The organism is Aquimarina sp. BL5, from assembly GCF_003443675.1.
In the GTDB taxonomy this organism is placed as follows: Bacteria; Bacteroidota; Bacteroidia; order Flavobacteriales; family Flavobacteriaceae; genus Aquimarina.
Window position 1 is genome coordinate 2,309,412 of the sequence record NZ_CP031963.1, and the last position, 16,628, is coordinate 2,326,039.

The 16,628-nt window shown below is 31.2% G+C and carries 17 protein-coding genes; 12 read left to right on the forward strand and 5 right to left on the reverse strand.

Annotated features, from left to right (window positions below; all coding sequences use genetic code 11):
- Positions 1-9: 9 nt before the first annotated feature.
- The 6 genes from D1818_RS10015 (at position 10) to D1818_RS10040 (ending at position 4,841) form a co-directional block, all read left to right on the forward strand.
- Entirely contained in the window at positions 10-543 is a 534-nt protein-coding gene (locus D1818_RS10015) for a hypothetical protein (RefSeq protein ID WP_118458530.1), read from the forward strand.
- Between the two features lie 63 nt (positions 544-606).
- On the forward strand, positions 607-1,125 hold the full coding sequence (locus D1818_RS10020) for a DUF6702 family protein (protein WP_118458532.1): 519 nt from the start codon (positions 607-609) through the stop codon (positions 1,123-1,125).
- Between the two features lie 13 nt (positions 1,126-1,138).
- On the forward strand, positions 1,139-1,726 hold the full coding sequence (locus D1818_RS10025) for a HupE/UreJ family protein (protein ID WP_118458534.1): 588 nt from the start codon (positions 1,139-1,141) through the stop codon (positions 1,724-1,726).
- A 67-nt stretch (positions 1,727-1,793) separates the two neighbouring features.
- Complete coding sequence (locus D1818_RS10030; RefSeq protein ID WP_118458536.1) at positions 1,794-2,747, forward strand: DUF5829 family protein; 954 nt, start codon at positions 1,794-1,796, stop codon at positions 2,745-2,747.
- A gap of 33 nt (positions 2,748-2,780) precedes the next feature.
- Positions 2,781-3,602: a hypothetical protein gene (locus D1818_RS10035; protein WP_118458538.1), complete on the forward strand. Its 822-nt coding sequence runs from the start codon at positions 2,781-2,783 to the stop codon at positions 3,600-3,602.
- 27 nt (positions 3,603-3,629) lie between these two features.
- The gene (locus tag D1818_RS10040) at positions 3,630-4,841 is read left to right on the forward strand and encodes a GTP-binding protein (protein WP_118458540.1); all 1,212 of its coding nucleotides are present in this window, start codon (positions 3,630-3,632) and stop codon (positions 4,839-4,841) included.
- A 125-nt stretch (positions 4,842-4,966) separates the two neighbouring features.
- On the opposite strand, the gene D1818_RS10045 is transcribed toward D1818_RS10040, so the two are convergent.
- The 5 genes from D1818_RS10045 to D1818_RS10065 form a co-directional block, all read right to left on the reverse strand.
- Entirely contained in the window at positions 4,967-5,881 is a 915-nt protein-coding gene (locus tag D1818_RS10045) for a bifunctional UDP-sugar hydrolase/5'-nucleotidase (protein ID WP_118458542.1), read from the reverse strand.
- A gap of 11 nt (positions 5,882-5,892) precedes the next feature.
- Entirely contained in the window at positions 5,893-6,678 is a 786-nt protein-coding gene (locus tag D1818_RS10050; RefSeq protein ID WP_118458545.1) for a 5'-nucleotidase C-terminal domain-containing protein, read from the reverse strand.
- Positions 6,679-6,745: 67 nt separating this feature from the next.
- Positions 6,746-7,183, reverse strand: coding sequence for a hypothetical protein (locus D1818_RS10055; RefSeq protein ID WP_118458547.1), 438 nt, complete (start codon positions 7,181-7,183; stop codon positions 6,746-6,748).
- Complete coding sequence (locus D1818_RS10060) at positions 7,176-8,363, reverse strand: ABC transporter permease (protein ID WP_118458549.1); 1,188 nt, start codon at positions 8,361-8,363, stop codon at positions 7,176-7,178. The genes D1818_RS10055 and D1818_RS10060 overlap by 8 nt, the downstream gene beginning before the upstream one ends.
- A gap of 2 nt (positions 8,364-8,365) precedes the next feature.
- Positions 8,366-8,998: an ABC transporter ATP-binding protein gene (locus D1818_RS10065; RefSeq protein ID WP_118458551.1), complete on the reverse strand. Its 633-nt coding sequence runs from the start codon at positions 8,996-8,998 to the stop codon at positions 8,366-8,368.
- Positions 8,999-9,100: 102 nt separating this feature from the next.
- Between D1818_RS10065 and D1818_RS10070 the strand changes: the two genes are divergently transcribed.
- The 6 genes from D1818_RS10070 to D1818_RS10095 all read left to right on the forward strand — a co-directional run bounded on the left by D1818_RS10070 (position 9,101) and on the right by D1818_RS10095 (position 16,414).
- Complete coding sequence (locus tag D1818_RS10070; RefSeq protein ID WP_233558628.1) at positions 9,101-9,505, forward strand: MerC domain-containing protein; 405 nt, start codon at positions 9,101-9,103, stop codon at positions 9,503-9,505.
- Between the two features lie 6 nt (positions 9,506-9,511).
- Positions 9,512-10,189 (forward strand): GTP cyclohydrolase I FolE, encoded by a 678-nt coding sequence (gene folE / locus D1818_RS10075; RefSeq protein ID WP_118458553.1) that lies wholly within the window; start codon positions 9,512-9,514, stop codon positions 10,187-10,189.
- Between the two features lie 22 nt (positions 10,190-10,211).
- The gene (locus D1818_RS10080) at positions 10,212-11,168 is read left to right on the forward strand and encodes a S9 family peptidase (protein ID WP_118458555.1); all 957 of its coding nucleotides are present in this window, start codon (positions 10,212-10,214) and stop codon (positions 11,166-11,168) included.
- A gap of 331 nt (positions 11,169-11,499) precedes the next feature.
- Positions 11,500-14,466, forward strand: a complete 2,967-nt coding sequence (locus D1818_RS10085) for a carboxypeptidase-like regulatory domain-containing protein (RefSeq protein ID WP_118458557.1) — start codon at positions 11,500-11,502, stop codon at positions 14,464-14,466.
- A 622-nt stretch (positions 14,467-15,088) separates the two neighbouring features.
- Positions 15,089-15,667, forward strand: coding sequence for an RNA polymerase sigma factor (locus D1818_RS10090; RefSeq protein ID WP_118458559.1), 579 nt, complete (start codon positions 15,089-15,091; stop codon positions 15,665-15,667).
- Positions 15,668-15,670: 3 nt separating this feature from the next.
- Positions 15,671-16,414: a CDC27 family protein gene (locus tag D1818_RS10095; protein WP_118458561.1), complete on the forward strand. Its 744-nt coding sequence runs from the start codon at positions 15,671-15,673 to the stop codon at positions 16,412-16,414.
- The last annotated feature ends 214 nt before the right edge of the window (positions 16,415-16,628 follow it).

The window sequence follows — 16,628 nt, forward strand, 5'->3', positions numbered from 1 at the left end:
AAAAAATGTATGATTTCTAATAAACTAAAATCCGACAATTGTTTGTTTATGATTTGTCCAACGGATAATATAGAAAGTGTTTTAAGAAAAACTGATAGTAAAGCATTTTTCTATTCCGCTCTTGGAGCTAATTTTAGGTGGGATACTGATACGCAGGAAAGTCTTATCACCTTAATTGAAAATCAAAAAATTACTCAAGTTATTTTTATAACAAAATACACGAATCTTTTCTATAGAGAAGTACTTGAACCAGAAATTGAACCATTTTTTAATGTTAATGAAACATTACTACAAATGGATAAAACATTGCCTGATTGTTTGCTAAATCAAAGTGATCCAATTTTAAGAGTGATGCTTTTTGCGTCTCGTCATTTACAAAGACAGCAAAAGCGCATATTAAAAACTTCGATACTTGGAAAAGCTCTAAAACAACGTACAATCACAACACAAAGTTTTATATACCACCCCAATAATCAAATTTTTTACCCTCCAAAAATGATTGAAAAAAAAGTGTTGTTATATGGTCAATTATCTCCTAACTAAACGTGAATATTATTATCTCTTATCTCAAACAAATATTATCAAAATAATTAAAACACCGTCGATATGAAATCCCACCAGATATTACTTCTTGGATGTTTATTACTTTTTTCAACATCATTTAGCAGTTCGCATCCCATAAAATTAACCTCATCATTAATTCAATCTTTTCCGGAAAGTAATAGTTTAGGAGTAGAGTGCAGAGTGTTTATTGATGATTTTACTTTTAGTATGAACGATACATTTACCAAAAATTTTAATGCATCAGACTTATCCAAAGAAGATATTGAAGGAATTGAAAATTATTTTAAAAAGTATTATAAAATAATCATTAATGATAAAATATATACCCTTACATATATTTCATCAGAAGTTTTTGAAAAGCATAATGTTTTATCAATTAAGTTTTCCAAAAAGATTCCGGTGATAAAAGAGGGAGATCAAATTTGTATCGAAAACACACTTTTTTTTCAAGAATTTGATTTTTTACAATCAAATAGAATGACTGTTCGTATACCTCCTTTTATTTCAGAAGATTACTTCGAAGTTACATCACTAGACAAACCTATCACCCTTAATTTATAATACCCTAATCCTAATGGATAATTTAAGTTCTTTTTTTATTAATGGATGGGATCATATCGTAGATATTAATGCGTACGACCATTTATTATTTGTAATGACATTATGTGCCGCTTTTAAACTAGAGCAATGGAAACAAATATTAGTTATTATTACGGCCTTTACTATTGGACATAGCGGAACTCTCATATTAAGTGCTTTGGATATAATTCCAGCCAATTCTAAACTTATAGATATGCTAATCCCTTTTACCATTATGATAACAGCATTAGCAAACATTATTAATTATAATAAAGAGGGTAAATTTTCAGATACTAAATTAAAGTATGGTATTGCATTAGTTTTTGGTTTAATTCATGGATTAGCGTTTGCTAGTAATTTTAAATTTATGCTATTTAGTGATAGTATCGTTATGCCCCTATTGGCATTTAACATTGGAATTGAGGTTGGACAATTATTTATTGTACTACTTTTTATGATATCACTATGGGTATATACTAAATTTATTAAAGGAGCGCATTTTAAATGGAACTTGTTTATTTCGGGAGCGGGTTTTGGAATTGCTGCAACTATTTTGTTGAATGCAGTTCATGGTGGACAGTAAAAAGAACCAATACCACTCAAGAAAAAACAAATTATTAGCGAGAACTATTTCTTAATACAATTTTAATATGTTGGATCGTATCCTTTTATCTATTTTATGTTGCTTTATTTTTATTTCTTGCCAGAAGAAAACACAAGAGCTAGAAGAACCTTCTGTTATCGATCGAAAAAAGATTGATGCAGCTTTTGGTAACGACGTATCCAAATTATTATTAGATCATTTATATATCGTTGTGGACAGCGTTACTTATGAGAAATTACTAAAGCATAATCACTGGAAAAACACATATGCTTCTCTAGATTTGGGGTTACCAGATTTTGCTCCCATACATGAGAAAGCATCTACGTGCTATTTACGAGGGCATCATCATTATATTGAAATTCTAGGTCCAGAAAATTCATATAACGAACCTGTTGGAAAAAGCGGTATCGGTTTCTCTCTAAAAAATAACAATGAACGTTTCCATTTAGGAGTCAAACCAAAATTAAAAGAAATTGAAGACTCGTTTCTTTACGCTACTGAAATTGTAAAAATGCCTTTAGAAGGCCATAAACACACTTGGTTTAAAGCTTTTTACACACCTAGTCCTAGTACAGCTTTGCATACCTGGTATGGTTTTTATAATCCAGCTTTCTTAGATAGTCTTTATGGAAAAAAACACGTAACGTATTCGCGAGAAGCATTTCTGAAACCCGCTTACACAGACCAAAAACTTTTTAACGGAATTAAAAAAATTCATCTAAGCTGTACCCCAAATGATTACCGCCGTATTGCCAAAGAGCTAGGATACTTAAAATGTAAACTCTTAGAAAAAAATGGTGAAATACTTACTATAGCCAGTGGTGATGTCACAATCAAAATAGAACCTTCAGACGAAGTTACCTATAGTAGAATTACTAAGATAATTTGTCGATTAAATAATGAGGATAATAGTATTACACAATTAGGTAACATTACTGTCACCAATCAAGGTGCCGAATCTACATGGAATTTTGATGAATTACATAAAAATAACCTTTGAAAAAGATTTAATATTAATTAAAACTAAAACAAAATGAATAAATACACACATCATCTGGCTTTTGCTTTATCTCTACTATTTTTAATCACTTCAGCCTGTAAACAACAAAAAAAAGTTCCTGAGACTATTGATAGTGTTGATACTGAAATTACTGAAGAGGTAGTAGAACCAGAAATTATATTAGAAAAGTTAAAAGGTTCTCCTGCATATGCTGATGCAACACTTATTTTGGATAGTTCTGAAGAAATAGTTGCTAAAAAATCTGGAGAAATGGATTTTTCTTTTAAAGTTGAAAATTACGAATTAGGTGCTCAAACTTCAGGTGCAAATGCACAAAAGTTAGCAAATTCGGGAAAAGGCCAGCATATTCATTTTATTCTAAATAATCAACCCTACTCTGCTCATTATGAAGCTATTTTCAAAAAAGAAATCCCTGACGGCATTCATCATTTGGTTGCTTTTTTAAGCCGTTCATTTCATGAATCTGTAAAAAATGAAAATTCTGTAGTGGTTCGTAAACTGATAGTAGGAGAAAACCCTGAGGATAAGCTAAATCTTACTATGAAAACACCAGCTCTTATTTATAGCAGACCTAAAGGCGAATACAAAGGAAAAGATACAGAACAAATTTTATTGGATTTCTTTGTTTTAAACACCACACTTTCTGAAGAAGGAAATAAAGTTCGAGCTAAAATTAATAATAAAGAATTTATAATTACCGAATGGGTTCCTCACATTATCAAAGGGCTTCCTATGGGAGAAGTTACTATTCAATTAGAATTAGTTGATGCATCGGGAAATTTGATTCCAGGACCATTTAACAAAGTAACTCGTACTGTAACACTAAAAGAATAGATTCTCAAACCAAAAAAAATCAAATCAATGAAAAAACTACCTGTAACTGTATTGAGCGGCTTTCTTGGCGCAGGAAAAACAACACTTTTAAATCATATTTTACACAACAAAGAAGGATTAAAAGTTGCCGTTATTGTCAATGACATGAGTGAAATCAATATTGATGCGCAACTTGTAGAAAACGAAAATACGCTTTCTAGAACTGAAGAAAAGCTTGTGGAAATGTCCAATGGATGTATCTGCTGTACCTTACGAGAAGATCTAATGGTAGAAGTAGAAAAACTAGCCAAAGAGCAACGGTTTGATTATCTAATTATAGAAAGTACTGGAATTTCTGAACCTATTCCGGTAGCGCAAACTTTTAGTTTCGCCAGTGAAGATGGGCAACTGGATTTAAGTAGATTTAGCTATGTAGATACCATGGTTACTGTTGTGGATGGTTATAATTTTCTAAAGGATTTTTCCAGCCCGCAATATTTGACGGATAGAAATCTCACCAATATTGAAGGTGACGACCGCACCATTGTAAACCTACTTACAGACCAAGTAGAGTTTGCAAATGTAATTTTGCTGAATAAAGTTGATTTGATAACAGAATCAGAATTAAGGAATTTATACGATATTATCCATAAGTTAAATCCAAATGCTCGTATCATCCCTACTCAAAATTCCCAAGTTTCTTTTAAAGAAGTAATTGACACAGGTTTATTTGACTTTGAAGAAGCAGAAACATCTGCAGGATGGATTCAAGAGCTTGAGAATGAACATGTGCCCGAAACCGAAGAATATGGGATTGGTTCTTTTGTTTATAGAAAGCGTAAACCTTTTCATCCAGAGCGATTTTTAGATTTTGCAACGGATCACTTTCCATCAAACATTATTCGAAGTAAAGGATTATTTTGGCTTGCCTCTCGCCCCGATCAAGCTCTTATTTGGGGCTCAGCAGGTGGATCATTAAAAACAGACCCAGCCGGAGTCTGGTGGGCTTCTATGGATTTTAGTGAAAGAATCAGTTATGCCTCATTCATAGACAATCAAAAGATGATTGAATCAGATTGGGACGTTTCTTTTGGTGACCGTAAAATTGAATTGGTATTCATCGGTCAAAATATCGATGTAAATCTTGTAACTAAAGAACTTGATAACTGTTTGCTCACAGAATCAGAGCTTGATCAATGGAAAAGTGGAACATTTTCAACAAATGATCATTGGCCTATTCCTAATTACCAAGAATCATAAATACAACAGATATAAATAAAAGATTCGAAAGGAACAGCCCGGTTTGCGCATCATCTTACTGGGCCTGTTTCTTTGCAATTATAAAAACATGAGTTCCAAAACTATTAGTAATAAATGAAGTTCATCTATACTGTAATCGTGCTTGCTTTAGAGACCTTACTTTTTTCGCTGTCAAAATAGAAATCTATTCTTCCTAAATATAAGCCATAACAACCAACCTGGTTGACAAGTACATCTTTATCCTTCCTGTTTTTTACTACTGTTGGTTCCTTAAGAAAGGTATGTGTATGTCCCCCAATGATAAGATCAATGTTCTCTGTAGCTTTAGCCAGACTCAGATCACTAACCTTATTTGGTTCGTTTTTATAATCATATCCTAAATGAGATAAACATATAACTAAATCACATTTTTCCTCATTTTTTAGTTTGGCACTCATATCCTGAGCAATATCTATAGGATTAAGATATTTAGTTTCTTTATATAGATCTTTCATTACTAACCCTTCCAGTGCTACCCCCAAACCAAATATTCCTATCTTGATAGTATCTTTTATTATTATTTCATAAGGTTTAACAAACGTATCCATTACCGTATTAGAAAAATCATAATTGGCAGAAACAAATTTAAATCCAGCATACGGCATTTGGGCATGCAATCCTTCAATACCATTATCAAAATCATGATTGCCTATAGTGGCGACATCATATTTAAGCATACTCATTAACTTGAACTCTAGTTCACCTCCATAAAAATTAAAATAAGGGGTTCCTTGAAAAATATCACCTGCGTCTAACAGCAAGGTATTTGGGTTCTCTTTTCTAATACTTTCAATAATGGTTGCTCTTCGTGCAACGCCTCCTTTATTTGAATTCCTGCCTTCTTCAGGACCAAATGGATCTATATGACTATGCACGTCATTTGTATGTAAAATCGTTATTTTTTTTGCTTGGCTAGCAGAAAATGATGTTAAACCAACTCCACCAATAGTCATCAAACCTGTAGTTAAAGCGGTATGTTTTACAAATTCTCTTCGTTTCATTTCTTTATTTATTAATTAATTTGTAAAAATCTATCATCTATTATTGGTGAGATCGTATCTACCTTTGTAAAATAATCGATCATGGCATTTCGTATTTTGTAATTTAACTTATGCGTTCTCTCAGCAAGCTCAAAAAAATACATCTCATCTCCCCCATTATATAAATAATCATTAGTGGCTACAAAGTAAATCTCTTCATCGTTAATTTCCGTATTATTGATCAATGCACTCACAATATTAAAATCTTTATCAACAGTTAATTTTAACCCAGAAATAGGATGCGCTTTTCTAGCTTTTTGTAAATATTCAATCAATTTTCTGATATGGATACCTTTCATTTCAGCAACTATAATACTGTTCTCAAATGGCATCACTTGATATGCTGTGCGCGCTGTGATATTTCCTTTCGGTATTGATGCTCGTATTCCACCGTGGTTTAACAGTACCATATCGATTGCATTTTTAGTCTTCGACATAAAAAAAGGATTGGATTGTTCTAAAACAATATCTGCCATTAAGTTACCTATTGCGGTATTCAAGATTCCATCCCTTTTGGAATATGCCTCTGGTGCATAAGCCAAAACACTATCTAAGGTCTTATTTACGTGTGATCTATATGGCTTAATAAAAGCCTCTATATCTAAGTTATTAGGAATAGTATCGTTGATTTCAATTCGTATTCCTTCTACTTGTACTAGATGTTCCTTTTTTTGGCAAGATGAGAGTACTATTATAACTGTAAGTAAAAAGAAATTTTTATAAATTATATTTTTTAGAAGGTAATTATGATGTGTCATTTTATCTATGTATTCTAAAATTTGATGAATTCTTTTCCTAACAACTAAGGTATAATTTTAATTCAATTTATTGTACCAATTTCGCTGTTGCTTCTTTTAATATATAATTACAATGATCTACATCTTCTACATTTAGTTCCAGTATTCCGGTAACTTCTATTACCTGATCTGTTTTATAGTTTTGTTTATTTCTAAAAATAACTTCTATAATAGTTTCAGGACCTGCACCTCCACAGAAAAAACAGGAAGACATAGGGTTTCTGGATACCATATGAAATTCTTCTTCATAAGAAAAATCTAAAAAATAACCTCTGATAGTAATTTTATCTCCTTCATATGATTTTATAATGGGGCCAAATGTTGGTTTCAGAAAATAGTCATCATAATGTACGTTATAAATATTATGAAAACTAACTTCTTCTAAATCCTCCCAAGATAATTTTTGCTGAGCAAAAAGATGAAACGAAATACTTATGAAAATAAGTGATAAAAATACTTTAGGCATCGGTTAAAATTTTTGAAACATTTAATTTAAATAAAGAATAAGACGCTAAAATCGAAGCAAGTATCGTCATGAAAATCACTATAAGTAACATAATAAACTCCTGCATATCAGGTGCATTGATCTCTAAATGATATTTATATGCATCCGAGGCTAAATTAGAAAACAAAAGAATGCTTACTCTTCCTAGAAACCATCCAAAGACAAATCCAATCAATGACAAAAAAAGTGCTTCAAGAAAAACCAATGTTAATAATTGAAATGTAGTAGCCCCATACGTTCTTAATAAAGCTAATTCGTGTTTTCTTTCTTTTACTGTTTTTATAAGACTAATAAAAACACTTAAACCAGCCACTAGCAGTATTGCCATAGCGATGCCGTTTATTGCCTTAAAACCAATACCCAAAAATTTCAATAATCGGTCAATTTCCAATTTTGGAAGTGCTGCTTGTAACGAAGTATTTTTATTAATAGATCTAGAAAGTTGTAACGCTCCAATAGGATTCCTAAAATTCAGTAATAAAGCTGTAATCTCTTTGTGCTCATCATGATGTTCTATATGTTCATCCCCATGCTCATGAACTTCCCAAACACTTTCAAGATTTGTGATAATAAGGTGATCTACCACTGTACCAGTAGGTCTTAAAACACCGGTCATTACAAAAGGTTTTTCATCGTGAGCTTCTATTTCATTTTGTATTAATCCATGCGAACTAACAAAAGAGCTTCCTACACTAAGCTTTAGTTTTTTGGCTACTTCAGCACCAAATATTGCTTCAAAATTTTTGGTGTTTAATTTTCCCTCTTTTAAGGTTGCACCATATTTACGTACATATTCATTTGATGTTCCTAGAATCCGGTAACCCCTATAATTATCACCATAAGAAACTGGTATAACTTCTCTTACCATAGGGTTTTTACGTATTCTTAAAACTTCATCTAGAGATATATTACCAGTGGGGTTGTCTATATGTAGGATAGCAGATAATACTAGCTGAAGCGCACTTCCTTTAGCACCAATTACCATATCAAATGGTTTGCTGTTTTTCTCTAAATGATGATTAAGTTGTTTGCTTATTTGTAAAACAAAGGTAGCTAACAAAATGCTTAGCGTTAAAAGCAAGATACTAAGCAACGTATTCAAAGGCTTAGAAATTATATTCTTGAAAGCTAGGTATAACAATTTTATAGAATTATATGTTTATTGAAATGTAATTTAACTCTTTGATCATGGGTTATAATGACCAAATTACTTTTACAAATCTCCGCCTCTTTTTTCAATAGGGAAACGACTTTTTCACAATTATTATCGTCTAAATTAGAGGTAGGTTCATCCGCTAATATGACCTTTGGTTTGTGGATAACCCCAAGAGCAATAGAAAGTCGTTGTCGCTGGCCTTCGCTTAATTCATAAACTTTCTTATTCCTAACTTCTGTTAATTCTAATTGTTCAAGTAATTGTCTTCTTCTGTTTTGATCTGTTGCTTTTTTGGATAGCTTCTCTCGTATCTTCAGGTTTTCTAATAAGGTTAAAGACTTCATAAAATATCCTCTTTGAAGAATTATTCCAATATGTTTTCCTCTGAAATTATTTAATTGATTTCTTGTGAGTTGTTGTACACAAGTATTGCCAATAAAAACATTTCCTTTTTCAGGAATTAAGAGACCCGCCATAAGGTGCAATAAAGTGGTTTTTCCAACACCAGAAGGGCCCAGAATTAACGCGTTCTGTTCAAATGATAAATCTATGTCAGGAAAATAAAAAGTATGCGTTTTTGTATTCTGATATGTAAACCTTAGCGATGTCGTTCGGATCATAAAATCATTTTGACAAAAATAAATAATTTTATTAACGCAACAAAGTTGCATTTACTAAATATATATTATCTTTGCCCTCATTAAAATACATACATTTTTATTTTGAACATTTTACACATACGCAGTAACTCCGATACATTAGGTATCATAGTCAGTAGTCTATGTTTAGTACATTGCTTAGCGACTCCTTTTTTATTTTTAGCTAACACGGAATTTATACTATCCGAAGGTGAACACCCTTTTTGGTGGAAATCTTTAGATTTTATTTTTCTAGGACTATCTTTTATAGCCGTATATAAAACTACACAGACCACTTCTAATCAAAAACTAAAGTATGCTTTTTGGATATGCTGGTCTCTTCTATTTGCAATTGTACTTAATGAAAAACTGCATCTAGTACATTTAGTTGAAGAGATTATATATGTGGTTGCTATTCTATTAGTTAGTCTACATTTCTACAATCAAAAGTATTGTAGATGTAACAATAAAAAATGCTGTACAAATTAATTTATCATGAGCACTAGAAATGAAATAGAAATAGAATCCATTGGAGATGCACATATTTCCAATTCGACAGAAACGCCCTTACGAGCAGATGCTTTTGATACATCTGATGATGATAAGATTAAAAATATACAGCATCATTTTGCTGAAATCATGAAAGAGCTAGGACTTGATCTGACGGATGATAGCCTTTCTGGAACTCCTTATAGAGTAGCTAAAATGTATGTAAAAGAACTCTTTTATGGTTTAAATCCTAAAAACCGTCCAAAAACTTCCATTTTTGAGAACAAATATCAATACGACAAGATGTTAGTGGAGCAAAACATCAATATTGATTCTTCTTGTGAGCACCATTTTCTACCCATTGTAGGTACTGCACATGTAGGGTATATTCCTAAAGGAAAAGTAATTGGGCTATCTAAGATAAATAGGTTGGTAGATTATTATGCACATCGTCCTCAGGTACAAGAGAGGCTTTGTTTACAGATTCTAAAAGATTTGCAACAAACCTTAGGAACCGAAGATGTTATTGTAGTAATACAGGCTAAACACCTTTGTGTTTCCTCCAGAGGAATTAAAGATAAAAGCAGCTTCACTACCACCATAGAATATAGAGGAAAGTTTGTGGAATCCGATACTAGAAAAGAATTCTTAGAGATTGTAAATAAACCTTTTGATGCAGTTTAATTATTGTAAGTAAACAAAAATAATGAGATCCAAACTAACAATACTTCTACTCCTAACTTTTTTAAAGTGTTTTCTTTCCTATTCTCAGAATGGGAAAATTATAGAAAGAGAAAGGCTAATTTTAAGCGATTCAACTATTGCCAAAATTCATAAGGCGGATTCAACAATGATTAAGGCTCTTAAAGAAATTGAGTTTTTTAAGATCACTTATCTATCCGATTCTCTTAAAATTAAAGGTTTTATAGCTAAACCCATTCGAGAAGGTAGTTTTCCTTGTATTATTTCAAATCGAGGTGGAACTGCAGAATTTGGACAATGGAATGAAACTGGTGTAGGCTTTTTTTTGGGAAAACTTGCTAGCTGGGGATACGTCGTAGTGGCTAGTCAATATAGAGGAAATAGTGGTAGCGAAGGAAAAGAGGAAGTAGGAGGAAAAGACTTAAATGATGTTTTAAATCTCGTGCCTACTTTGAATGAAATTGATAATGCGGATACTTCAAGAATAGGTATCGAAGGTGCAAGTAGAGGTGGTATGATGACCTATCTCGCTCTTAAAGAATCTTGTCAATTCAAGGCGGCTGTTGTACTGGCTGGCGCTGCTAATGCTTTTAAAGCACTTGAAAATCGACCAGAATTTGAAAAACACGTTTATGAAAAATTTATCCCAAATTATCGTAAGAATAAAGAAAAAGAGCTTAAAGCTCGATCAGCAGTATTCTGGGCTGATAAAATGTGTAAAACTACCCCACTTTTAATAATGCATGGTAGTTCTGATTGGCGTGTTCAAGCTTCAGAATCATTAGAATTAGTAAATAAATTATATGAATATAAGCATCCTGTACGCTATATTTTATTCGAAGGAGCCGACCATGGAATAAGAGAATTCAGAAAGGAGTTTTTTGCACAAACCAAAAGGTTTTTCGATTTTTATGTAAAAGATCTTAACGACTTACCAAATATGGAATTACACGGAAGATAGCCGACCTACATTTTAGGAATCAGTAGAGTTCTGATATTTTCTTTGCTCCGAGAGTTCATAATCAATACGTGGTAGTTTACTAAAGAATTAAGTCCTTCAACAGTATTCTCAATCCCAATAATGAGTTTAAAATAGCTTTCCTTTTTCAAAGTATTTTTTCTATTTCGTCTAACAAATGTTAAACAAAATAGAAAAATAGACCTGTAACCATCTTTATAACACATTTTTAACAGCATTAAGGAGTATAAACTACGGTTTCATTAGTATTTTTAGTAATGATCGCGAAAACTATCTATACTGTAAAAATATTCTAATAAAATCAATCACGTTTATGAAACTAAAAGCTCTATTTTTTTTTATGTTCCTTGCAAGTTATCAACTTGCTACAGGTCAATATGAGATTACCATCGATGCATATGTCTTAAATAAGGAAACGCAGCAAGCTGTACCTTATGTTAATGTAGGTTTTTTAGAAAAAGGGATTGGTACCGTAAGTCAAAGTGACGGTAGGTTTCTACTACGGTACGATGAGAGTAAAATAAACAATGATGATGTTTTGCAAATATCCAGCATTGGCTACAAGAGCATTACTCTTAGCGCTAAAGAATTATATCACCTTTTATTAAAGGATGATAAAATTTATATCGAACCCGATGTTTTTACTTTAGAAGAGACTGTTGTCATAGCAAAGGAAAGACAAAAAATGACTATTGGTCCTTACGATTATTCCAAAAAATTTATGGGATACTGGAAAGATAAAAAAGCACTAGGAGGAGAAATCGCATCTTCTATGAAAATTAGAAAGAAAAATACAAAGCTTGAAAAATTAAAATTTTATGTCTTAGAAAATTACAGTGATAGTTTATTAGTAAGAGTCAATATCTATAAAAAACACCAAAATAAACCAGGAACAAACATTCTTAACAATAACATATATCACACTATAGTCGCCAAAGATGGAGAAGAAATTATAGACTTATCCCCTCATAATATTGTGGTCAATGAAGATATCATTGTAAGTTTGGAACTTGTAGAAGTTTATGGTGATGATATTGGTTTTGCAATTTGCGGAAGCAATAACAAAAAGGGATTTGTAAAATATATTAGTCAGGATGATTGGGAAGTCAAATACGGAATCAGTATGGCTTTTAAATTAGATATTTCGTTTCCAGATTCCTCTAATACTATCAAAAAAAGAAAGAAACCAGAAAATATAACATTGTACTGGGACACCTCATTATCAAGGAAAAACTTAGATTTAGAAACAGAATTAGATTTTTTAAAGAAATACATAGATAAGCTTAAAGAAGCCCGGATAACTTTAATACCCTTTTCTAATATTGTAGGAAATGATAAAGTATTTTACATAAAACGAGGAAACAGTAAAGAGCTGCTTTCTGAGATCCGTAAGCTACGATACAATGGCGGAAGTAATTTTATTGATCTTTTTAAACAAAAACAAACACCAGATCAATATTTGGTATTTACCGATGGTATTCACACCTACGGAGATCATAAATTTATGTATTCCATCCCTGCGTTTTATGTCAGTAGTAATCCAAAAGCAAATCATATGATCCTCCAAGATGCAAGTATTTCTAGTGAAGGATATTATATTAACCTGTCAAAAATAAATACAGAAACTGCTGTCGAAGTTATCATGAATGATATCGAAGATCAATCGGTATACAATATCGATTTCACAAAAAACAGCATTAAAGGAACCGTATTCACAAAAAACAACATGCCAATACAAGGTTGTAAAGTATCTTTGGTTGGTTCTCTTAAAGAGGTAGAGACAAATGCCAATGGTGAATTTTCAATTAATGCAGAGTACGATGATGTGCTTGTTTTTAAAGCATTTGGAATGCTTTCAAAACGAGTAAAAATAGATACATCAAAAAAATTATCAGTAACATTAAAACCCAAATATAAAACTCTTGATCAAGTATATCTAAAAGCAAAAAATGATTCACGATCAAAACAAGACATAATCAGAGAAGATAAAAAGAAAAGGATGGTTGGTTCTAATTTTACTATATATAACGAACAGTTTCCTAAATCTTCATTTTTCTTTGCTGATGTTTTTCGAACGATGCCAGGTGTTCAGGTTACAGGGTTTGGTGATCAAGTAAGCATTGGTGTTGTTAGGCTTGTTACTTGGTATGGAGCCTATCCTATTTTTGTAGTAGATGGTGCTGTATATAAAAGGCCTCCAGTTCATCTATTACCATCACAAATAAAAAGTATCACGTTGATAAGGTCGTTAGCTAAAATGACTGAATATGGTACAAGTGGTGGCGTATTTATTATTACAACAGTTTTTAATATTGATGAATTAGACGAAAAAGAGTCTACTCCATCACTTTTGGTTGAAGGTAATGAATACAAAGAATCTCACTTTTTATTAGATCCTAATCTAAAAAGACCTCCATACTTAAAAGCCTTATGGGAAAGCAATAGTTACTCAAATGCAAAAAACATCTATTTTTCATTGCTAGAAACACATCGATTAGAAGTACCTTTTCACATCTACAGTATGTACTATTTTAAAAGATGGGATAAAAATTTTTCGGATGAAATCTTATCAAATCTAGCAGAGTTATCTGAAAGTAACTATAGCGTATTACGGACCTTAGCCTTTTATCTGGAAGAAAGAAATGAAATAGAAAAGGCTTTATTAATCTATGAAAAAATAGGAGATTTAAAACCACATTATGCTCAATCCTATCTTGATCTTGCCAAAAGTTATAAAGAGAATAAAAAGTATGAAAAATCGTTTGAACTTTATAAAAGAATTTTAAATAATGACGACAAGAATATCGATTTCTCTGAAATATTACCTCAAGCAGAAGCGCAATTCAGACATTTCCTAAATAATCATAGATCCGAAGTATCATATACCGATTTACCAAAAGATCTACTAATTGCAGAAGGCTCTCATGTACGTATAGTTTTTGAATGGAATAAACCTCTTACAGAATTTGAATTACAGTTCGTTGATCCTCAGAAAAAGTTTTATAAATGGTCTCATACGTTTGAAGGAAATCAAGAATTACTTTCGACCAGAATAAAAAGCGGTGTCTTATCAGAAGAATTCATTATAGACGACCCTTTTATAGAAGGAGAATGGATTATTAATATTCAATCTTTTGAAAAAGAATCGAGCCCTACTCCTTCGTTAATGAAATATACAATTTATAGAAACTATGGACTTTCTAATCAAACAAAAAGTGTGAAAGTTATTAAACTGTATAATCAAGAACAGAAAGTAACATTAGATAAATTTGTTTTATAAAACAATATAAAGAGAATTCTATTTTAACATTTGCCTAAACATTTAAAAGTTTTAGGAAGCTCGTTATTTTCTAATCATACGGTTCTTAAATACATTAACCTTTTTTGGATAAGTTCCTTTCTATAACGATATACGAGTTATATGCTCTCGAAAAGTGATTAATTGATGGGAAATTGATCGTAAAGAATTACTGTTTCTAATAGTTATGCAGAAAAGTCAGAACATTTAACTGATTACTGCCTTCTTAGAGATTGAAAAGGAGTAAAAAGAACATAATTAGAATATAGCTATTTTTTGCTATTTGTACCTCAAGTAAATCTTTTGAATACTATTGGCGACCTCAATGTTACAGGTTAGAGTCTTTTTGTTAACACTGGCAAAGAACAACAAAAACTATGTAAAGTAGGATTTTTCTAAAAAATTGATTTTGAAATTATTAAATTAGAACCTGAATTCTAAAAGCTAGATAGCACTACTCCAACCACAAACAAGATTCTTATTATATAATAAAAATTGTCACTTAAGAGCCTTATTTTTGTTTTATACTATATGAACTCATTTTATGAGCACTACTAAACTTATTTTAAATCATCCAAAATCAGGAAAAGCATTTTGATCATTTATGAGCAAAGACAATACTAAGATTATTACAGCATTCATTAACGATGATGATAAAGTTATTAAGGAATTTTACCAAAAAAACCTACCTGTAGTGTCTATTTATGTCACACAAAATCATGGGAATCAAGACGATGCTAAGGATGTTTTTCAGGATGCGATGATAATCATATACGAAAAAATCAAAACCAACACTTTAGATATAAAATGTGCTCTTGGAACCTATGTATGTGGAATAAGTAGAAATTTGTGGCGTAATAGACTAAGAAAAGATAATAAGCTGTTAATTAAGACTAATATCATTATTCCGGATATTGAGGAAGAAAAAATTCCTATCGAATATATGGATAAAATGGACAAAATATTCTTAATCCAAAAACATCTTTTAAAACTTGGGGAAGGTTGTAAAGAAATTTTATTGTTATTTTTTAGTGGTTATCATATACGAGATATTGCTGTAAAAAGAAATCTTACGGAAGCCTATACCAGAAAGAGAAAGTTTATGTGCCAAAAAAAATTAACAGGAATAATTGAAAAAGATCCTATTTTCAGAGAACTAAAAGAATCATATAAATCCAAATAAGTCATGAAAAGAACTCAGGAATTATTTGAAAAAATCGATGCATATTTAAATGGTGATTTAAAAGGAAATGATCTAGAATTATTTGAAAACACCTTAAAATCTGATGCCGAATTACAAGAAGAAGTTGATACATATCGATTAATGCAAGAGGCGTTAAAAGATACCGATGTAATTACATTTAGAGAACGACTTAAAACTATTGACACTGAAATAGAAGAAGAGAAATTTAAAAAAGTTACATCAAAAAAACCTTTTAGTATATATTATAAAATAGCCGCTGTTTTTATAGCAATAGTAGGGGTTTCATCATTTTTATGGTTGTTTAATCCTATAGAAAACAACTTATATGAGCATTATTATGTTCCTTATCCGATGGATGAACTTACAAGAAACAGCCATACTACTCTAAGCGAATTAAAAGATGTATCCATACTTTATGAGAAAAAAAAGTATCAAAAGGCAATTCCGACACTAGAAAAACTTGTTCAAAAACATTCCACAGATGATAAGTTAAAATTGTATTTAGGCAACAGTTATCTTAATCTTAACCAAGAAGAAAAGGCCATTGTTTTATTCGAAAGCATATTAAAGAATGATACATTTCGCGATGATGCACTTTGGTTTTTATCTTTAGTCTATATAAAGTTAGAAGATTACGATAGAGCTATTAATTTCCTTAAAGAATTAGTCTCTTATGAAAACTTATATAAAAAGAGTGCCGTGGATTTACTTGAAAAATTACAATAAATACATTTTTTGGATAATGACATTTGCTTTGTAGTTTTCACGGTTTAAAAACAATCAATAAAGTTATCTATATCCTATTTTTATATTTTAGCCACGTTACCATTTAATATATGATAATTATCTCAAACTTTCGTCTCACTGTACTATTCTTTTTTTGCACTCTCTTTTTTCCTTTTAAAAGTACAATTGCACAAACCAAAATCGATACTACAAG

Coding starts and splice junctions, on each gene's coding strand:
- D1818_RS10015 (WP_118458530.1), top strand. CDS start 10: ATGATTTCTAATAAACTAAAATCCGACAATTGTTTGTTTATGATTTGT.
- D1818_RS10020 (WP_118458532.1), top strand. CDS start 607: ATGAAATCCCACCAGATATTACTTCTTGGATGTTTATTACTTTTTTCA.
- D1818_RS10025 (WP_118458534.1), top strand. CDS start 1,139: ATGGATAATTTAAGTTCTTTTTTTATTAATGGATGGGATCATATCGTA.
- D1818_RS10030 (WP_118458536.1), top strand. CDS start 1,794: ATGTTGGATCGTATCCTTTTATCTATTTTATGTTGCTTTATTTTTATT.
- D1818_RS10035 (WP_118458538.1), top strand. CDS start 2,781: ATGAATAAATACACACATCATCTGGCTTTTGCTTTATCTCTACTATTT.
- D1818_RS10040 (WP_118458540.1), top strand. CDS start 3,630: ATGAAAAAACTACCTGTAACTGTATTGAGCGGCTTTCTTGGCGCAGGA.
- D1818_RS10045 (WP_118458542.1), bottom strand. CDS start 5,881: ATGAAACGAAGAGAATTTGTAAAACATACCGCTTTAACTACAGGTTTG.
- D1818_RS10050 (WP_118458545.1), bottom strand. CDS start 6,678: ATGACACATCATAATTACCTTCTAAAAAATATAATTTATAAAAATTTC.
- D1818_RS10055 (WP_118458547.1), bottom strand. CDS start 7,183: ATGCCTAAAGTATTTTTATCACTTATTTTCATAAGTATTTCGTTTCAT.
- D1818_RS10065 (WP_118458551.1), bottom strand. CDS start 8,998: ATGATCCGAACGACATCGCTAAGGTTTACATATCAGAATACAAAAACG.
- folE (WP_118458553.1), top strand. CDS start 9,512: ATGAGCACTAGAAATGAAATAGAAATAGAATCCATTGGAGATGCACAT.
- D1818_RS10080 (WP_118458555.1), top strand. CDS start 10,212: ATGAGATCCAAACTAACAATACTTCTACTCCTAACTTTTTTAAAGTGT.
- D1818_RS10085 (WP_118458557.1), top strand. CDS start 11,500: ATGAAACTAAAAGCTCTATTTTTTTTTATGTTCCTTGCAAGTTATCAA.
- D1818_RS10090 (WP_118458559.1), top strand. CDS start 15,089: ATGAGCAAAGACAATACTAAGATTATTACAGCATTCATTAACGATGAT.
- D1818_RS10095 (WP_118458561.1), top strand. CDS start 15,671: ATGAAAAGAACTCAGGAATTATTTGAAAAAATCGATGCATATTTAAAT.